General features: G+C 62.7%; 13 protein-coding genes. 8 read left to right on the top strand and 5 right to left on the bottom strand.

All coding sequences use genetic code 11. From position 1 onward, the window contains the following. Positions 1-92 precede the first annotated feature (92 nt). The 4 genes from C0V72_RS15040 to C0V72_RS15025 form a co-directional block, all read right to left on the bottom strand. Positions 93-425 carry a ribose-phosphate pyrophosphokinase gene (locus tag C0V72_RS15040; protein ID WP_101794958.1) on the bottom strand — a complete coding sequence of 111 codons (333 nt, stop codon included), beginning with the start codon at positions 423-425 and terminating at the stop codon, positions 93-95. A 100-nt stretch (positions 426-525) separates the two neighbouring features. After that, positions 526-1,461: a ribose-phosphate pyrophosphokinase gene (locus C0V72_RS15035; protein ID WP_101794957.1), complete on the bottom strand. Its 936-nt coding sequence runs from the start codon at positions 1,459-1,461 to the stop codon at positions 526-528. 131 nt (positions 1,462-1,592) lie between these two features. Continuing rightward, complete coding sequence (locus tag C0V72_RS15030) at positions 1,593-2,348, bottom strand: SDR family NAD(P)-dependent oxidoreductase (RefSeq protein WP_101794956.1); 756 nt, start codon at positions 2,346-2,348, stop codon at positions 1,593-1,595. 130 nt (positions 2,349-2,478) lie between these two features. Continuing rightward, on the bottom strand, positions 2,479-3,900 hold the full coding sequence (locus tag C0V72_RS15025) for an aromatic ring-hydroxylating oxygenase subunit alpha (RefSeq protein WP_101794955.1): 1,422 nt from the start codon (positions 3,898-3,900) through the stop codon (positions 2,479-2,481). A gap of 94 nt (positions 3,901-3,994) precedes the next feature. On the opposite strand from C0V72_RS15025, the gene C0V72_RS15020 reads away from it, so the two are divergent. After that, on the top strand, positions 3,995-4,531 hold the full coding sequence (locus tag C0V72_RS15020; RefSeq protein ID WP_101794954.1) for a VOC family protein: 537 nt from the start codon (positions 3,995-3,997) through the stop codon (positions 4,529-4,531). Between the two features lie 224 nt (positions 4,532-4,755). Here the strand turns inward: C0V72_RS15020 and C0V72_RS15015 are convergent, their stop codons facing one another. Then, positions 4,756-5,565, bottom strand: coding sequence for a helix-turn-helix transcriptional regulator (locus C0V72_RS15015; protein WP_101794953.1), 810 nt, complete (start codon positions 5,563-5,565; stop codon positions 4,756-4,758). Positions 5,566-5,697: 132 nt separating this feature from the next. Here C0V72_RS15015 and C0V72_RS15010 point away from each other — a divergent pair, with 132 nt between their 5' ends. The 7 genes from C0V72_RS15010 (at position 5,698) to C0V72_RS16285 (ending at position 14,115) form a co-directional block, all read left to right on the top strand. Continuing rightward, positions 5,698-7,311 carry an AMP-binding protein gene (locus tag C0V72_RS15010; RefSeq protein WP_101794952.1) on the top strand — a complete coding sequence of 538 codons (1,614 nt, stop codon included), beginning with the start codon at positions 5,698-5,700 and terminating at the stop codon, positions 7,309-7,311. A gap of 144 nt (positions 7,312-7,455) precedes the next feature. Further along, positions 7,456-8,277: a LytTR family DNA-binding domain-containing protein gene (locus tag C0V72_RS15005; protein WP_101794951.1), complete on the top strand. Its 822-nt coding sequence runs from the start codon at positions 7,456-7,458 to the stop codon at positions 8,275-8,277. A 183-nt stretch (positions 8,278-8,460) separates the two neighbouring features. Continuing rightward, the gene (locus C0V72_RS15000; RefSeq protein ID WP_101794950.1) at positions 8,461-9,726 is read left to right on the top strand and encodes an amidohydrolase family protein; all 1,266 of its coding nucleotides are present in this window, start codon (positions 8,461-8,463) and stop codon (positions 9,724-9,726) included. A 574-nt stretch (positions 9,727-10,300) separates the two neighbouring features. Continuing rightward, positions 10,301-12,352 carry a ribonucleoside-diphosphate reductase subunit alpha gene (locus tag C0V72_RS14995; RefSeq protein ID WP_101794949.1) on the top strand — a complete coding sequence of 684 codons (2,052 nt, stop codon included), beginning with the start codon at positions 10,301-10,303 and terminating at the stop codon, positions 12,350-12,352. 73 nt (positions 12,353-12,425) lie between these two features. Next, positions 12,426-12,611, top strand: coding sequence for a hypothetical protein (locus tag C0V72_RS14990; protein WP_101794948.1), 186 nt, complete (start codon positions 12,426-12,428; stop codon positions 12,609-12,611). A gap of 68 nt (positions 12,612-12,679) precedes the next feature. Next, on the top strand, positions 12,680-13,726 hold the full coding sequence (locus C0V72_RS14985) for a ribonucleotide-diphosphate reductase subunit beta (RefSeq protein WP_101794947.1): 1,047 nt from the start codon (positions 12,680-12,682) through the stop codon (positions 13,724-13,726). A gap of 5 nt (positions 13,727-13,731) precedes the next feature. Continuing rightward, a complete protein-coding gene (locus tag C0V72_RS16285) occupies positions 13,732-14,115 on the top strand; it encodes a hypothetical protein (protein ID WP_143704626.1) in 384 nt (127 codons plus the stop codon). Positions 14,116-14,187: the final 72 nt, after the last annotated feature.

The raw sequence follows: 14,187 nt of genomic DNA, 5'->3' as shown, positions 1-14,187 counted from the left end.
GGCCGGCTTCTGATCCCTTGCATCAAAAGACACCCCCCTGTCCTCACTCGATGTCCCAGAAAAATCAAACTGGCCCGGCTTTCGCAACAGGTCTAATCGAAGGCTTCGGCCTGTCGAGCCTTGGTGTAGCGCTGCGCCTCTGCTCCCTCCCATTCCAGCGGCAGGTCGTCGTAAATACCGGTGCGGCTGACGAACCAGCCCTGCCCCGGCAGCCCGTCCGACTGGCGCACCACCAGCACGGCAAGGCCGGGTTCGCCCGCAACGCGCCCGTCCTCGTCGATCCGGTCGAGCACCTTGCACAATGCCCGCATCAGCGGGCGCGTGAAAGTGTGGCCCAGCAGGTTGAGCAGCGCGCCATAGGTGAAGACCTGCCGCTGCCGGGCGGCTTCGATCAGCAGAGCGCGGATTTCGGCGGGCTCAAACATCACACCCTCGTCATCGCGAGGAGCCGAAGGCGACGCGGCAATCCAGAGACTGCTTGCTGCGCCTTCGGCTCGCAATGACGAAGCTGGGCAATGACGAGACTTAGTCGAACAGGCTCGACACCGAGCTTTCATCCGCAATCCGCCGGATCGCCTCGCCGACCAGCGGGGCGATGGGCAGCACGCGGATACGGTCTGATGCGGCGGCGGCTGCGGTCGGGCGGATCGAATCGGTGATGACCAGCTCTTTCAAGGCCGACCCGTTGATCCGCGCCACCGCGCCGCCCGACAAGACGCCGTGGGTGATATAGGCCGCGACCGATTTTGCCCCGCCTTCCAGCAGTGCTTCGGCCGCGTTGCACAGGGTGCCGCCCGAATCGATGATGTCATCAATCAGGATGCAATGCCGCCCGGAGACGTCGCCGATGATGTTCATGACTTCCGATTCGCCCGGACGGTCGCGGCGCTTGTCGACGATGGCGAGCGGTGCGTTGTCGAGCCGCTTGGCCAGCGCCCGGGCGCGCACCACGCCGCCAACGTCGGGCGAAACGACCATCAGGCTCTGGTCGCCGTAGCGCGCCTGAATGTCGGCGGCCATGACGGGGGCGGCATAAAGATTGTCGGTCGGAATATCGAAGAAGCCCTGAATCTGGCCGGCGTGCAGATCCACCGCCAGCATCCGGTCAGCGCCGGCTTCGGTGATGAGGTTCGCCACCAGCTTGGCCGAAATCGGCGTGCGCGGGCCGGGCTTGCGGTCCTGCCGGGCATAGCCGAAATAGGGCACCACCGCGGTGATCCGCTTGGCCGACGCGCGGCGCAGCGCATCGATGCAGATCAGCAATTCCATCAGGTTGTCGTTGGCCGGAAAGTTGGTCGGCTGGACAACGAACACGTCTTCGCCGCGCACGTTTTCGTGGATTTCGACGAAGACTTCCTCGTCCGAAAACCGCCGTACGCTGGCATCGGTCAGCGGGATTTCGAGATAGGCCGCAATCGCGCGGGCAAGCGGCAGGTTTGAATTGCCGGACATGATCTTCATGGTGTTACGAATCCCCAGCGCAGATTGAGCCCTCCGCCTAGCGCGGCGTCATGGAATTGCAACGCGCGAGGGGGCGTTCTCGTCAGCTGATGGCCAAGTCTGCGGCCATGTGGCCCCGTGTCCTGTCCTCGTCACAACGTCTGTCCGTCATCCAGCACGAAGTTGGTGCCGGTCACGAACTCGCTGGCATCGCAGCACAGGAACAGCATCACAGCGTCCAGCCCCTCCTCGCCCATCAACCGGCGCTTGGGGAACTTGGCGATCTGCTTTTGCCCGCCCTCGGTATCGAACCAGGCATCGTTGATTGCGGTGCGGATATAGCCGGGGGAGACGGTGTTGACGTTGATCCCGCTGCGCGCCCATTCGCGCGCCAAAGTCCGCCCCGCCTGCACCACGCCTGCCTTGCTCGCCGCATAGGCGACAAGGCCGGGGGAGGGTTCTGTCGCGGTGATCGAGGCGATCAGCACGATCCGGCCCTTGGTGACGCCGTGGGCCATCATCCGCTTGGCCCCTTCACGCGCGGTAAGGATTGCGCCCTTGAGGTTGATGGCGAGGGTCTGTTCGATCTCGTCTTCCGAGATGGTCGTCGCCATGCCTGCGCCGTCGATCCCTGCATTGGCGATGACGGTATCGACCGGGGCGCCAAACGCTGCCTCCGCCGCATCGAACCCGGCGATGATGTCAGCCTCACGCGCGACGTCCATCGTGACGTCTGCGGCTGCGGGGCCGATCTGCGCCGCCAATGCCGCCAGCCGGTCCGCCCGCCGCGCGCCCAGCGCCACATTCGCCCCGCTTGCGGCCAGAATGCGCCCGAAGCGCGTGCCAAGGCCCGATGACGCGCCGGTGACGAGCGCGGTGCGCCCGGTGAGATCGAAGGAAAAGCTCATAAAATCCTCAAACCCTCGTCATTGCGAGGAGCGAAGCGACGCGGCAATCCATGGCCGAACCGCGCCCCATGCGGAACCGGTGCTCCATGGATTGCTTCGCTTCGCTCGCAATGACGAGGGGAAGGACCAATCAGCCCGGCAGCTCCCCGTTGATATACTTCATTAGCGTGGTCTGGAAATGCCGCACCCGGCTGTCCTGATAGTGCCCCAGCTCCATCAGCCCGTCCCTCATGCTCTTCATCCCTTCCTGCACATAGGGCAGATTGGCCATGTCCTGATCGAACACATTGGCCAGCTGCGGGCCCATGATGTCGTTGGCCCAGGCAAAGGGCTGATCATCGGGGATATAGGTCGGGGTGACGGCGCGGGGGCGTTCCTGATCCTTGGGGGTGGGGAACAGCAGGCGGATTTCCATGATGCACCAGTCGGGCGTGTCACCCGGCAGCCAGCGATAGACCAGCGTCGGCAGGAACCCGATCCACGGGGCAAAATTGGGGAAGATGTTGTAGGTGAAGTTGTCGAGGATCTCGGTGTCGGACGCGTCCGAATAATCATAGCCGTAATTCTCGGCAAAGCCCTTGCGCCCGGCATCGGCCAGCACCTTGCGCGCGCCCAGCGGATCGCTGGCGTCGTAACCGTCCACCGGCTCATCACTGGCGTTGAAACGGCGGTTGGTCTTGGCATCGTCCCCGCCGGAAAACTCGTTCATCTTTTCGAGCACATAGTCCGAATTCTTGCCCTTCACATGCGGGCTGAGCACGCCCGACGGCGTGATCGCGCGGTTGAAGTGATCGCCGATCAGGTCATACCGCGTGTTCGCATCGCCAAGGAAGGCGAGCAATTGCGGGTGCGTGGTGATCGAGTGCCAGGCCTCCATAAAGGCCTCGGCCGTCGCCTTCCAGTTGGCGGGGATGCGCTTCTGCACCCACATGCCGGTGTAGCGGTTGCCGAAATCGTAGCGTTCGTAATGCGCCGCCGCCGGGCCGAGCCAGGTCTTGAAATCGGGCAGATCGTGGTTTTCGGTCAGCATGACAAAGCCCTGCCACAGCTCGACGCGGGCTTCGGGCAGGGTCATGTCCTTGCCTTCCAGGTGCTTGAAATCCCAGGCGCAGGGGATTTCCTTCAGGGACCCGTCATTGCGCCAGGTAAAGCCATGGAACGGGCAGCGCAGCTGGATGGAATTGCCGCTTTCCGTGCGCAGCTTGCGCCCGCGGTGGAGGCAGGCGTTGTAGAACGCCTTCACGCCGCCGTCCTTCTGGCGGATCAGCAGGAAGCTCTTGCCGGCAAGATCGAACACCACGGTGTCGCCCGCATCGGGCAGTTCATCCTCGCGCGCGGCGAACAGCCAGACGTTGGGCCACATCTTTTCGCGTTCGGCCCGCGCGAAATCTTCCGAGATATAGGGCGCCACGGGCAGCGGCGCGTCACCCATGTCGATGGTGGATTCTTCGAACAGGTAATCGGGCGGGCGGCGGGTGTCGCCGTTCAGCATGTCGGTATAGCTCAGCCCCGGGCAGCGGTCGCCGCGGGCGATATCCTTGATCTCGTTCATCCTGCTCGTTCGTCCTCGCACTTTGTGCAGTGTCTTGCGGGGAGAATATCACACAGGTTCGCGTGAGGGTCACCCTAGCGGATTGGAGAGGAACATGGCGGCAGCCGGGGCAATCGCGGCGCTTGGCGATATCATGCAGCTGGCCTTCGTGCCGGAGGATTTCGATGCGGCGGTGGCGCATTGGACGCAGGTTATGGGTGTCGGCCCGTTCTTCCTGATCGAGGGCATCCATCTCGACGGAATGACATACCGCGGCCAGCCGACCGACGCTGTCTTCGATCTGGCGCTGGCCTATTGGGGCGATATGCAGATCGAGCTGATCCGCCCGCGTGACGATCACCCCTCGATCTATCGCGGCGAATATGGATCGACCGGCAACGGGCTGCACCATGTGTGCATTCTGGTCGACGATATCGAGGAAGCTTACCGCGTCTGCGCCGAAGCGGGGGCCGAGGTGGTGATCGAGGGCAATTTCGGCACCAGCCGGGTGATCTATGTCGATGCAGGGGGCGGGCCGGGGACGCTGGTCGAGATTCTCCAGCAGGCCAAGGACGGACCGGATCTGTTCGGGATGATCAAGGCGGCGGGGATCGGCTGGGATAGCAGCGAGCCGCTGAGGAAGCTGGGTTAAATCACCTCGTCATTGCGAGCGTAGCGAAGCAATCCATGGCCTGACCTCGCCGCACGAGGACGGTCCATGGATTGCCGCGTCGCCTGCGGCTCCTCGCAATGACGAAGATCTAAAGGCCAATTGCTGTCGCACAGCGACCGCAAGGCCGACCGGCCGCCCGCAGGTGCTCGATCCTGCAGGGATCGAAACGCGCCGAGGACGAGGGCGCGGAGGCGCCCTCGAAACTAATCAGACGCGCCGAGATACCCCAATTGCCCCGCCTTGAAGATCGTCTGCGCGCGGTTGACGCTGTCCAGCTTCTCGCCTGCGCGGTGGATGTGATAGCGGATGGTGGCGTGCGACCGGCTCAAGATCATGCTGATTTCCTTGTCGGTCTTGCCGATCGCGGCCCAGCGCAGACACTCGACCTCGCGCTTGGACAGCACGCAATCCGAAGGGATGCGCCGCTTGGTGCGGTTGGCCTGCACGTAGCCTGCCACAAAGCACCGGGTGACCATGGCGAACAGCGCGCCGTTTTCGGCAAATTCGGCCGAAAGGTCTTCCTTTTCGCGGTCCATCGAAATGAAGCTGCTGGCCGAAATCTGGCCGAAGGGCAGGTGCACCGGCACCACGATCGCCGCCTTGCACAGGCTCCGCTTCTCGAAATCGGCCAGGTCGATTTCGCCCAGATAATGGTTGCGCCAGCGGGTGTTGAAACCCCGTGCATTCACCCAGAACGGCTCGCTTTCATAGCGGCAGGCGCGCGGCAGCGGGGAATGGAGCGCCAGCCGGTGATCTTCCCACCAGCGCGCGCCATCATCCAGCCAGCGGAAGATATCGGCGTTGAGGATCGTGCCATCGGCATCGACCATCGGTTCTTTCGAGGAGATATCGTCGCACACCGCGATCTGCATGCCCCGTTCCTGCGCGATCCGGGCGAGGTTCACGGCAGCATCGTGAATATCCTCAGGGCAGGTGATGGTGACGGATTCGAGCAACCGATCCAGCGACTCGCGGCCCTGCGGCGTGCGAAGTTCGACAACATTTGTAGCCATTGCCGTGCCTTGCTCCTCTCTTTGTTTTCTGATTCGGGACATTAACGCAATAATGCGGGATGTCCTCTTCATTTACGTAGGGGAAAGCCGAGCCGCCGGGGGCTAGCGAAAGTGACAAGGAGAGGTGCGGGTATGGCGTTTGCGGGTGCGAATTTCGGAGTGGCGGTAAAGGCGCTGGCGGCGGCGATCCCGGCGGATCGTCCGGCGCTGGTGCACGGGCGCCGGGTGGTCAGCTGGGGCGAGCTTGATGCCATCACCGATGCCATCGCCGCCGGGCTCAGGGCGCGCGGCCTGAAGCCGGGCGACATCGCCGGGCAGATGCTGCGCAACACGCCCGATTACATGCTGGCTTATTTGGGCTGCGTGAAAGCGGGCGTGGTGCCCGTGAATGTGAATTACCACTACAAGACCCGCGAGCTGGCGGATATCTTCGCAAGGTTCGGCCTGAAGGCTCTGTTCACCCAGAGCGATTTCGCCGCTGCTGTCGCTGAGGCAATGCCGGACGCAGGCCTGACGGTGGATGTGGACGGCGGGGACTGGGCGGCATTGTGCAAGACGCCGCTGCCCGAAGGCTTTGCGATCCATGATGACCCGCAAGCGCTGTTCCTGACCGCGACCGGCGGCACCACCGGCATGCCCAAGGCGGTGATGTGGCCGATGGATCAGGCGTGGCAGGCGTTCAATATCGGCCTGTGGCAGCGCCCGCCGGGCACGCCGCCGCTGATCGTCTCCAGCCTTGAGGAACAGGTGGCGCAGGCTGCCGTCATCGGCCCCGATCATCCCGCCAGCACCTCGCCCCTGCTGCTGCTCTCGCCGCTGATGCACGGGGCGGGGCAGTTCACCGCCGTAATCCACCTGCTCAAGGGCGGCACGCTGGCGCTGCTGCCGGGGCCGAAGTTCGACGCCGATCTGGCGCTGGACGAGGTGGCGCGCATCGGTGCACGCGGACTGTTCATCGTCGGCGATGCCTTCGCCATGCCGCTGGCCGACCGGCTGGATGCGCGCGGTGACGGGGCCACGGTGCTGGCCTCGCTGCGCGCGATCACGTCATCGGGCGCAGTATTCTCGCCGGCGGTGAAGGCCCGCCTTATCGCCCACCACCCGTCGCTGATGATCGTCGATGCGCTCGGGTCATCTGAAAGCTCGGGCACCGGGATCGTCATCACCACGGCGGCAGGCAGCAGCGGCGGGGGCAAGTTCCAGCCCTTGCCGGGGCGCGACACCAAGCTGTTTGACGAGCACCTCAATGAAATCCCCCCCGGAACCGACGGCGTGGGCATTGTCGCGCGCACCGGTCCGTTGCCGCTGGGCTATCTCGGAGAAGATGAGAAGAACGCGCAGACCTTCCCGCTGATCGGCGGCCAGCGCTGGCTGATGACCGGCGACCGCGCGCGCTGGGCGGCGGACGGGACGCTGGAGTTCATCGGGCGCGACAATATGTGCATCAACACCGGCGGCGAGAAAGTCTTCCCCGAAGAGGTTGAGGCGGTGCTGCTGGAGCACCCCTCGGTCAAAGACGTGCGGGTCGTCAGCCTGCCGGATGCGCGCTTCGGGCGCCGCGTGGTAGCGGTGGTGCAACCCGAAGGTTCGGTGGATGAAGCCGCGCTCGACACCCATGCCCGCAGCGGCCTTGCGGGGTACAAGATCCCCCGTCTTTATGTTGTGACCGACCAGACGCTGCGCCTCAACAATGGCAAGCCCGATTACAAGACCGCGCAGGCCATCGCCGAGGCGGCGGCGGGGTAGGGGTGTCGGCTGCCGGGCGTTCGCGGAGCAGGCACGAACGACGAGAAGGGGGCGGATCGGTCTGCGGCGCGCTTTGCAGCGCATCCCAAAGCGTCAAAGCGGCAACCGCTTTGAGAGCCGTGGGCGCGGTGGTATGTTGCGGCCATGCTCAAGGTGCCTGATCCTGCCGCACAGCCCGGTGAACCTCTGCCGCCTCCAAGCGCGCTGACCCTGTGGCTGTGCGCATCGGCTGGGGTCTGGGCGATGTACCTGCTGGTGTTCCTGCAAGTGCCGGGCAACAGTCTGGAGGACTGCGCGATCTACGCGCTCATCAATGTCGCGCCGCTGACGGTGCTGGCGGCGGGCGTGCACTGGATGAACAAGCGATACCTGATGCAGTGGTCGGTGGCGGCGCAGATCATCGGTCATATCGCAGCAGGCGCCCTTTTCGCGGTCGCGTGGTTTGCGCTGGTCACCTTTCTGCTGGAGGTGAGGAGCGCCTATATATCAGGCGGCGCGCTGACCTTCGCGGGGTTTACCGACGGGGCCTTTATCTGGCAGGCGTTGCAGGGTCTGGTGCTCTACTGGGCCGTTGCCGCAACGACCTATGCGGTGCGCGGCGGGCGGTCCGCCGCGCCGGTGACAATCGTTTCCGCGCCCCCGCTCGAACGCTATCTCACCCGCAAGGGCGACGAGATTGCGCCCGTCAATGTGCGCGACATCATCATGATTGCAGGGGCGCAGGATTACGCCGAGGTCACAACGCCGACCGACACGCATCTGGTGCGCATGAGCCTTAGCGAATTCGAGCAGCGGCTTGATCCGCAGCGCTTCATCAGGGTGCACCGTTCGCGCATCATCAATATCGACCACCTCGATTATGCCGAGCCTGCCGGCGGCGGCCGCCTGATCGCGCGCATGACCAATGGAACGTCGGTCCCGCTCAGCCGGACAGGTTCGCAGGCCTTGCGGTCATTGATCGTCTGAGGCGCCCGCTGGCGGGCTGAAACTGTCCGTTCGCGGCAAATTTCCCGCGCGGCAGACAGCGCCGGGCCATGGGGTTGCATCCGCAACCCATGGAGCTGACTGATGATGCCACCGATCTCTGCCCGCCGACCCTCTGCCCGCTGCCAAGGCGCAAGATCGGATCGCTTTGACAAGCGATTTGTCATGCGGATGCTGACTGGGTTGGCGCTTATTGTCGCCATTCCGGCCCATGCCGCCGCCAACACAACAGTGATTACCGGCGCGCAGGTCTGGAATGGGAAGAACTTCGCGGTCCGCACGCTGGCTGTTCGTGATGGCCGCTTCGTGCGCGTGCCCCGCGATCGGGCCGCTACCGACACACTGGATCTGACAGGGCGCTACCTTGTCCCGGCTTACGCCAATGCGCACTGTCACGTGACAAGCCCTGACCGGGCGTCCAATGATCGGTTTCTGAGGGACGGCGTTTTCTACGTCTGGAACCCGAATACCATCGTGCAGACCGCCCAGGACAAGGCCTTTTTCGGCACCCCCACAACCTATAACCTGAAGATAGCACAAGGCGGAATTACCGAGCCGCGTGGACATCCCGAGCCTTTGTATACCGATGTTCTGGCGCAATTTGTCTACCAGGAGCGCCCGAAAGAATGGTTCATCGGCAACGCCTTCCACTACGGGCGCACCCCGGCCGAGATCGTGACCGCGCTTGATAGGCTGAAATCGCAGGGCGCCGATTTTGTGAAAGCCTATCTGCTGCATTCCGAAGATTACGCCATCCGGAAGACCGATCCGCAATTTGAAGGCTTGCGCGGGCTGAACCCTGAAAACATGCCGTTTCTGGTGGCACAGGCACGCCGCCGGGGGATGAAGGTTGCCGTGCATGTGGAAACCGCAGCGGACCTGGTCACTGCCGCCCGGTCAGGCGCAGCAGTGGCAGCGCATTTGCCGGGCTATGCCGGGGCCGGCACTGCGGCGACGAAGCTGTCGGCGGATCAAGCCCGCATTGTCGCCAAAAGCGGTATCCGGCTGACCCCGACCTATGTTTTGGGAGCAGGCGTTGTCGATGACAAGGCGAGCCTGGCTGAACAGCAAGCGGCAGCGGATGCGACCGCCCAGCGGCAGCGTGAGAACATGGTGTTGCTCAAAAACGCTCGCGCCGCTTTCTTGATGGGCACGGATGGAACGGGCCCCATATTTGACGAAGCGGAGCGCTGGGTCGCTATTGGCGGCATGACCGCGCGAGAAGCGGCACGTGTGGTGTTTGAAACGGGCGCGTGGCTTTTCCCCGAACGGCGCATCGGCTGTTTTCAGCCGGGCTGCGAGGCGGACTTCCTAATCCTGTCCGCCGATCCAACCCGTGATATTCGCCAGCTTCGGTCGATTGAGCAGCGGTACAAGGCGGGCAAAGTTTTGACCTTGCCGGATCTGCCGAAGGATGACGCCCGGAGTTGATCCACGGCTTGCGCGTTCCATTCCGGATCATGGCTGAGGTCTTGCTCCTGCCCTGTTCCGAGGCCGCGCCGCAGCGACTCCCGATCAAGCCCTTGCGCGCAACAATCGAACCATCGTGCGTGCAAAAGATTCACGGGTGGATTCAAACCAATCGCTCCTCATTTTTTTCTTCACAGATTCAATTTGGGGCTTGCGGGCTCCGCGACTCAAGCTTGGTCCACGCGTCGCGGGTCAGAATGGTCGGCACGCACGCCGGAAACCGGCCGGTCATGGTAAGTAAGTGCTTAAACGCCCGTTGACGGGAGTCCCGCAGTGATTCATCATCTAGTGGTTCGGCGCTGACCCGACCCCCAAGCCTTGGTGAAGCATCTCTGCCCAGCAACAGGGCCGATGCAGGATGATTCGCCCCGGCACGAAGGTTCGGCATGCACCGAAAATGGGATCAACCGATGCGTCAGCAGGCCCGGTAACCGGGCACCCTGTTGGTAAGTCTGTGGGTCATCCGGTATAGAACAGAATTGGAACATGGCCTCTTGCGCCATGGTGCCGATTCGGGGGACAAGTGGGGCTTCAGATGGATTTCAAGGCGAGCGACAACGTGCCGGGTGATGCGGTAAATAGTGATGTGACGAATGATCTGGACGCTGGCACGCCTGCCGCGCTGCCGGTGAATGATGAGAAAGCAGTGACCATGAAGACGACCGATACAGGCTCCGATGTGCTGATCGCAGCCAAGGCGGGTGAGGCGCTGGCCAATGCGACCGTCAATGCGATGGCAGAGGCGGCGAAGGCCGCAGCGCCTGACAGCAAGACGGTCAACGCCAGGCGTTTCGCTGTGGTCACGGACAACACCCGCGATGCGCGGCTCACCGATTTCGGCAAGGAAACCCTGACTGATCGCTATCTGCTGCCCGGCGAAAATTATCAGGACCTGTTTGCGCGCGTGGCCGATGCCTATGCCGACGATCAGGCCCATGCCCAGCGGCTTTATGATTACATCTCCAAGCTGTGGTTCATGCCCGCCACCCCAGTGCTGTCGAACGGCGGCACCCACCGCGGTCTGCCGATCTCGTGCTACCTCAACTCGGTCGAGGACAGCCTTGAAGGGATCGTCAACACCTGGAACGAGAACGTCTGGCTCGCCAGCAAGGGCGGCGGGATCGGCACCTATTGGGGCAATGTCCGCGGCATCGGCGAACCGGTCGGCCTCAACGGCAAGACCTCGGGCATCATTCCCTTCGTGCGCGTGATGGACAGCCTGACGCTGGCGATCTCGCAAGGCTCGCTGCGGCGCGGGTCAGCGGCGTGCTATCTCGATGTCAGCCACCCGGAAATCGAGGAGTTCCTCGAAATCCGCAAGCCCAGCGGCGACTTCAACCGCAAGGCGCTGAACCTGCACCACGGGGTGCTGCTGACCGACGAGTTCATGGAAGCGGTGCGCGATGGCGCCGAGTTCCAGCTGCGCAGCCCCCGCGATGGTTCTGTGCGCCAGACGGTTGATGCGCGTTCGCTGTTCCAGAAGCTGGTCGAAACCCGCCTTGCCACGGGCGAGCCCTACATCGTCTTCAACGACACCGTGAACCGCATGATGCCCAAGCACCACCGCGATCTGGGTCTCAAGGTCTCGACCTCGAACCTGTGCTCGGAAATCACCCTGCCGACCGGCATCGACCACCTGGGCAATGATCGCACCGCGGTGTGCTGCCTCTCGTCGCTCAACCTGGAAACCTGGGAAGAGTGGAAGGGCGACAAGCAGTTTATCGAGGACGTGATGCGCTTCCTCGACAACGTCCTGCAAGACTACATCGACCGCGCGCCGGACGAGATGGCCCGCGCCAAGTATTCCGCCGCGCGTGAACGCTCGGTCGGCCTCGGCGTCATGGGCTTCCACTCGTACCTGCAGCAAAAGAACGTCGCCTTCGAAAGCGCGATGGCCAAGGCGCTGAACCTCCAGATGTTCAAGCACATCCACGCCAAGGCGTCGGAAGCCTCGATGCTGCTCGCGCAGGAACGCGGGCCGTGCCCCGATGCCGCCGACATGGGCGCGATGGAGCGGTTCAGCTGCAAGATGGCGATCGCGCCGACCGCGTCGATCAGCATCATCTGCGGCGGCACCTCGGCCTGCATCGAGCCGATCCCGGCCAACATCTACACCCACAAGACCCTGTCGGGCAGCTTCATCGTCAAGAACCCGTACCTGGAAAAGGTGCTCGACAAGAAGTCGAAGAACTCGACCAATGTCTGGAACTCGATCCTCGAACGCGGCGGATCGGTGCAGCACCTCGACTTCCTCACGCCGGAGGAAAAGGCGACCTTCAAGACCAGCTTCGAAATCGACCAGCGCTGGCTGCTCGAATTTGCCGCCGACCGCACGCCCTATATCGATCAGGCCCAGTCGCTGAACCTGTTCATCCCGGCCGATGTCGACAAGTGGGATCTGATGATGCTGCACTATCAGGCGTGGGAGCGCGGCATCAAGTCGCTGTATTACCTGCGCTCCAAGAGCGTGCAGCGCGCCGGGTTCGTCGGCGGGGTCGAGGCGGACAACACCTCGGAAGCGCCCAAGATCGAACTCAGCGCCAGCGGCGACCAGACCGATTACGAGGAATGCCTGAGCTGCCAATAGGCCGCTGCGGCAGCGGGCGGGTCGGCACGGCCGATCCGCATCCGCCCCGACCGATTACAAAGGGAAGACCCACATGACACTACCCCTTGCAGGAGGAATCTTCGGCCTGATCGTCAGCGCCGTGTTCCTCTTCAACGCAGTGCGCGAACTGCGCCGCAATCGTGAAGGCCACGCCCGCAACGCCGCGATGATCCACGTCGCGATGGTTTCGATGTTCATTCCCTTCTGCATCTACATCCTGATCGCCTACGCCCCCTGACGGGCCACTGAATCCAAGCGCACTTACGCTGCGTATCTGCCAATCTGATCTGTCCCAGGAGACCGCCCATGTCGCTTCTCGAAGCCCGCTCGACCTACAAGCCGTTCCAGTACCCCTGGGCCTATGATTTCTGGAAGCGCCAGCAGCAGATCCACTGGATGCCCGAAGAAGTGCCACTGGGCGAGGATTGCCGCGACTGGGCGCAGAAGATTACCGAGAACGAGCGCAACCTGCTCACCCAGATCTTCCGCTTCTTCACCCAGGCCGATGTCGAGGTACAGAACTGCTATCACGAAAACTATGGCCGCGTGTTCAAGCCCACCGAAGTGAAGATGATGCTCGCCGCCTTCTCCAACATGGAGACGGTGCACATCGCGGCGTACTCGCACCTGCTCGACACCATCGGGATGCCCGAAAGCGAATATTCCGCCTTCCTCGAATATGAGGAAATGAAGGACAAGCACGACTTCCTCGGCCAGTTCGGCGTCGAGACGGACGAAGACATCGCCCGCACGCTCGCAGCCTTCGGCGGGTTCACCGAAGGGCTCCAGCTGTTCGCCAGCTTCGCGATGCTGATGAACTTCCCGCGCTTCAACAAGATGAAGGGCATGGGCCAGATCGTCAGCTGGTCAGTGCGCGACGAAAGCCTGCACTGCGAAGGCATCATCAAGCTGTTCCACACCTTCTGCGAGGAACGCCAGTGCCTCACCAAGGCGGTGAAGGAAGACCTGATCGACATCTGCCAGAAGACCGTGCGTCTGGAAGACAACTTCATCGACCTCGCCTTCGAAATGGGTCCGATCAACGGCATGAGCGCCAAGGAAATCAAGCGCTACATCCGCTACATCGCCGACTGGCGCCTGAAGCAGCTCGGCCTGCAAGAAATCTACATGATCGAAGAACACCCCCTCCCCTGGCTCGCGCCTTTGTTGAATGGCGTCGAGCATGCCAACTTCTTCGAGACGCGCGCGACCGAGTATTCGAAGGGCGCCACGCGCGGTGATTGGAACACCGTGTGGTCGAGCTTTGACAAGCGGCAGAAGGCCAAGGCGGTCAATGAGGATGATGGCACTGTGCTTGAGGCTGGGCTGTTTGGGGTGCAGGCTGCGGAGTAGGGGGGGTGGCAATCCCAAGCCCTGAAGAAGTTTTCCCCGCCGTTGGAAAACCGTCACTTACCTACGTCGAACGGGAGGCAGGTGAAAACGAACGGCGGTTATCCAGTGGCCTTAAAAATGCAGGACAAATTTGTCTGCTAACAGGGCCATCTAAGACAGGAAAAACCTCACTTTACAAAGCGGTTTTGCCCGCCATCAAACGAGAACCTCTAATTATTCGATGTTCGGGAAAGCTGACGCCAAGCGAATTTTGGGCGTCTGCCCTTGAAGATCTCGATTTCGAACGATTGAGTGAAAAGGCTCACACTTGGGGGCTTGCACTCGGCGCAAAAATTGGCGCTGAAGGTAAGGCGGGCTGGTCTTGGAGCCTGACTCAGAAGTTCATGTGATCTGGCAATGGCTTGCGATGAGGCGGGTGAGGCGGCGGATATGGGCGATGGTGGTCCACGCGGTGGAACTCT

The sequence above is a fragment of the Porphyrobacter sp. TH134 genome (assembly GCF_002855495.1).
GTDB lineage: Bacteria > Pseudomonadota > Alphaproteobacteria > Sphingomonadales > Sphingomonadaceae > Erythrobacter.
This window is presented reverse-complemented; position numbering and strand designations above follow the sequence as displayed.

What these genes read in the sequence shown, in the direction of transcription:
- C0V72_RS15020 (WP_101794954.1), top strand. Translation starts at nt 3,995, where the DNA reads ATGGCGGCAGCCGGGGCAATCGCGGCGCTTGGCGATATCATGCAGCTG.
- C0V72_RS15025 (WP_101794955.1), bottom strand. Translation starts at nt 3,900, where the DNA reads ATGAACGAGATCAAGGATATCGCCCGCGGCGACCGCTGCCCGGGGCTG.
- C0V72_RS15005 (WP_101794951.1), top strand. Translation starts at nt 7,456, where the DNA reads ATGCTCAAGGTGCCTGATCCTGCCGCACAGCCCGGTGAACCTCTGCCG.
- C0V72_RS15010 (WP_101794952.1), top strand. Translation starts at nt 5,698, where the DNA reads ATGGCGTTTGCGGGTGCGAATTTCGGAGTGGCGGTAAAGGCGCTGGCG.
- C0V72_RS15030 (WP_101794956.1), bottom strand. Translation starts at nt 2,348, where the DNA reads ATGAGCTTTTCCTTCGATCTCACCGGGCGCACCGCGCTCGTCACCGGC.
- C0V72_RS15040 (WP_101794958.1), bottom strand. Translation starts at nt 425, where the DNA reads ATGTTTGAGCCCGCCGAAATCCGCGCTCTGCTGATCGAAGCCGCCCGG.
- C0V72_RS15015 (WP_101794953.1), bottom strand. Translation starts at nt 5,565, where the DNA reads ATGGCTACAAATGTTGTCGAACTTCGCACGCCGCAGGGCCGCGAGTCG.
- C0V72_RS14995 (WP_101794949.1), top strand. Translation starts at nt 10,301, where the DNA reads ATGGATTTCAAGGCGAGCGACAACGTGCCGGGTGATGCGGTAAATAGT.
- C0V72_RS14985 (WP_101794947.1), top strand. Translation starts at nt 12,680, where the DNA reads ATGTCGCTTCTCGAAGCCCGCTCGACCTACAAGCCGTTCCAGTACCCC.
- C0V72_RS15000 (WP_101794950.1), top strand. Translation starts at nt 8,461, where the DNA reads ATGCGGATGCTGACTGGGTTGGCGCTTATTGTCGCCATTCCGGCCCAT.
- C0V72_RS15035 (WP_101794957.1), bottom strand. Translation starts at nt 1,461, where the DNA reads ATGAAGATCATGTCCGGCAATTCAAACCTGCCGCTTGCCCGCGCGATT.
- C0V72_RS14990 (WP_101794948.1), top strand. Translation starts at nt 12,426, where the DNA reads ATGACACTACCCCTTGCAGGAGGAATCTTCGGCCTGATCGTCAGCGCC.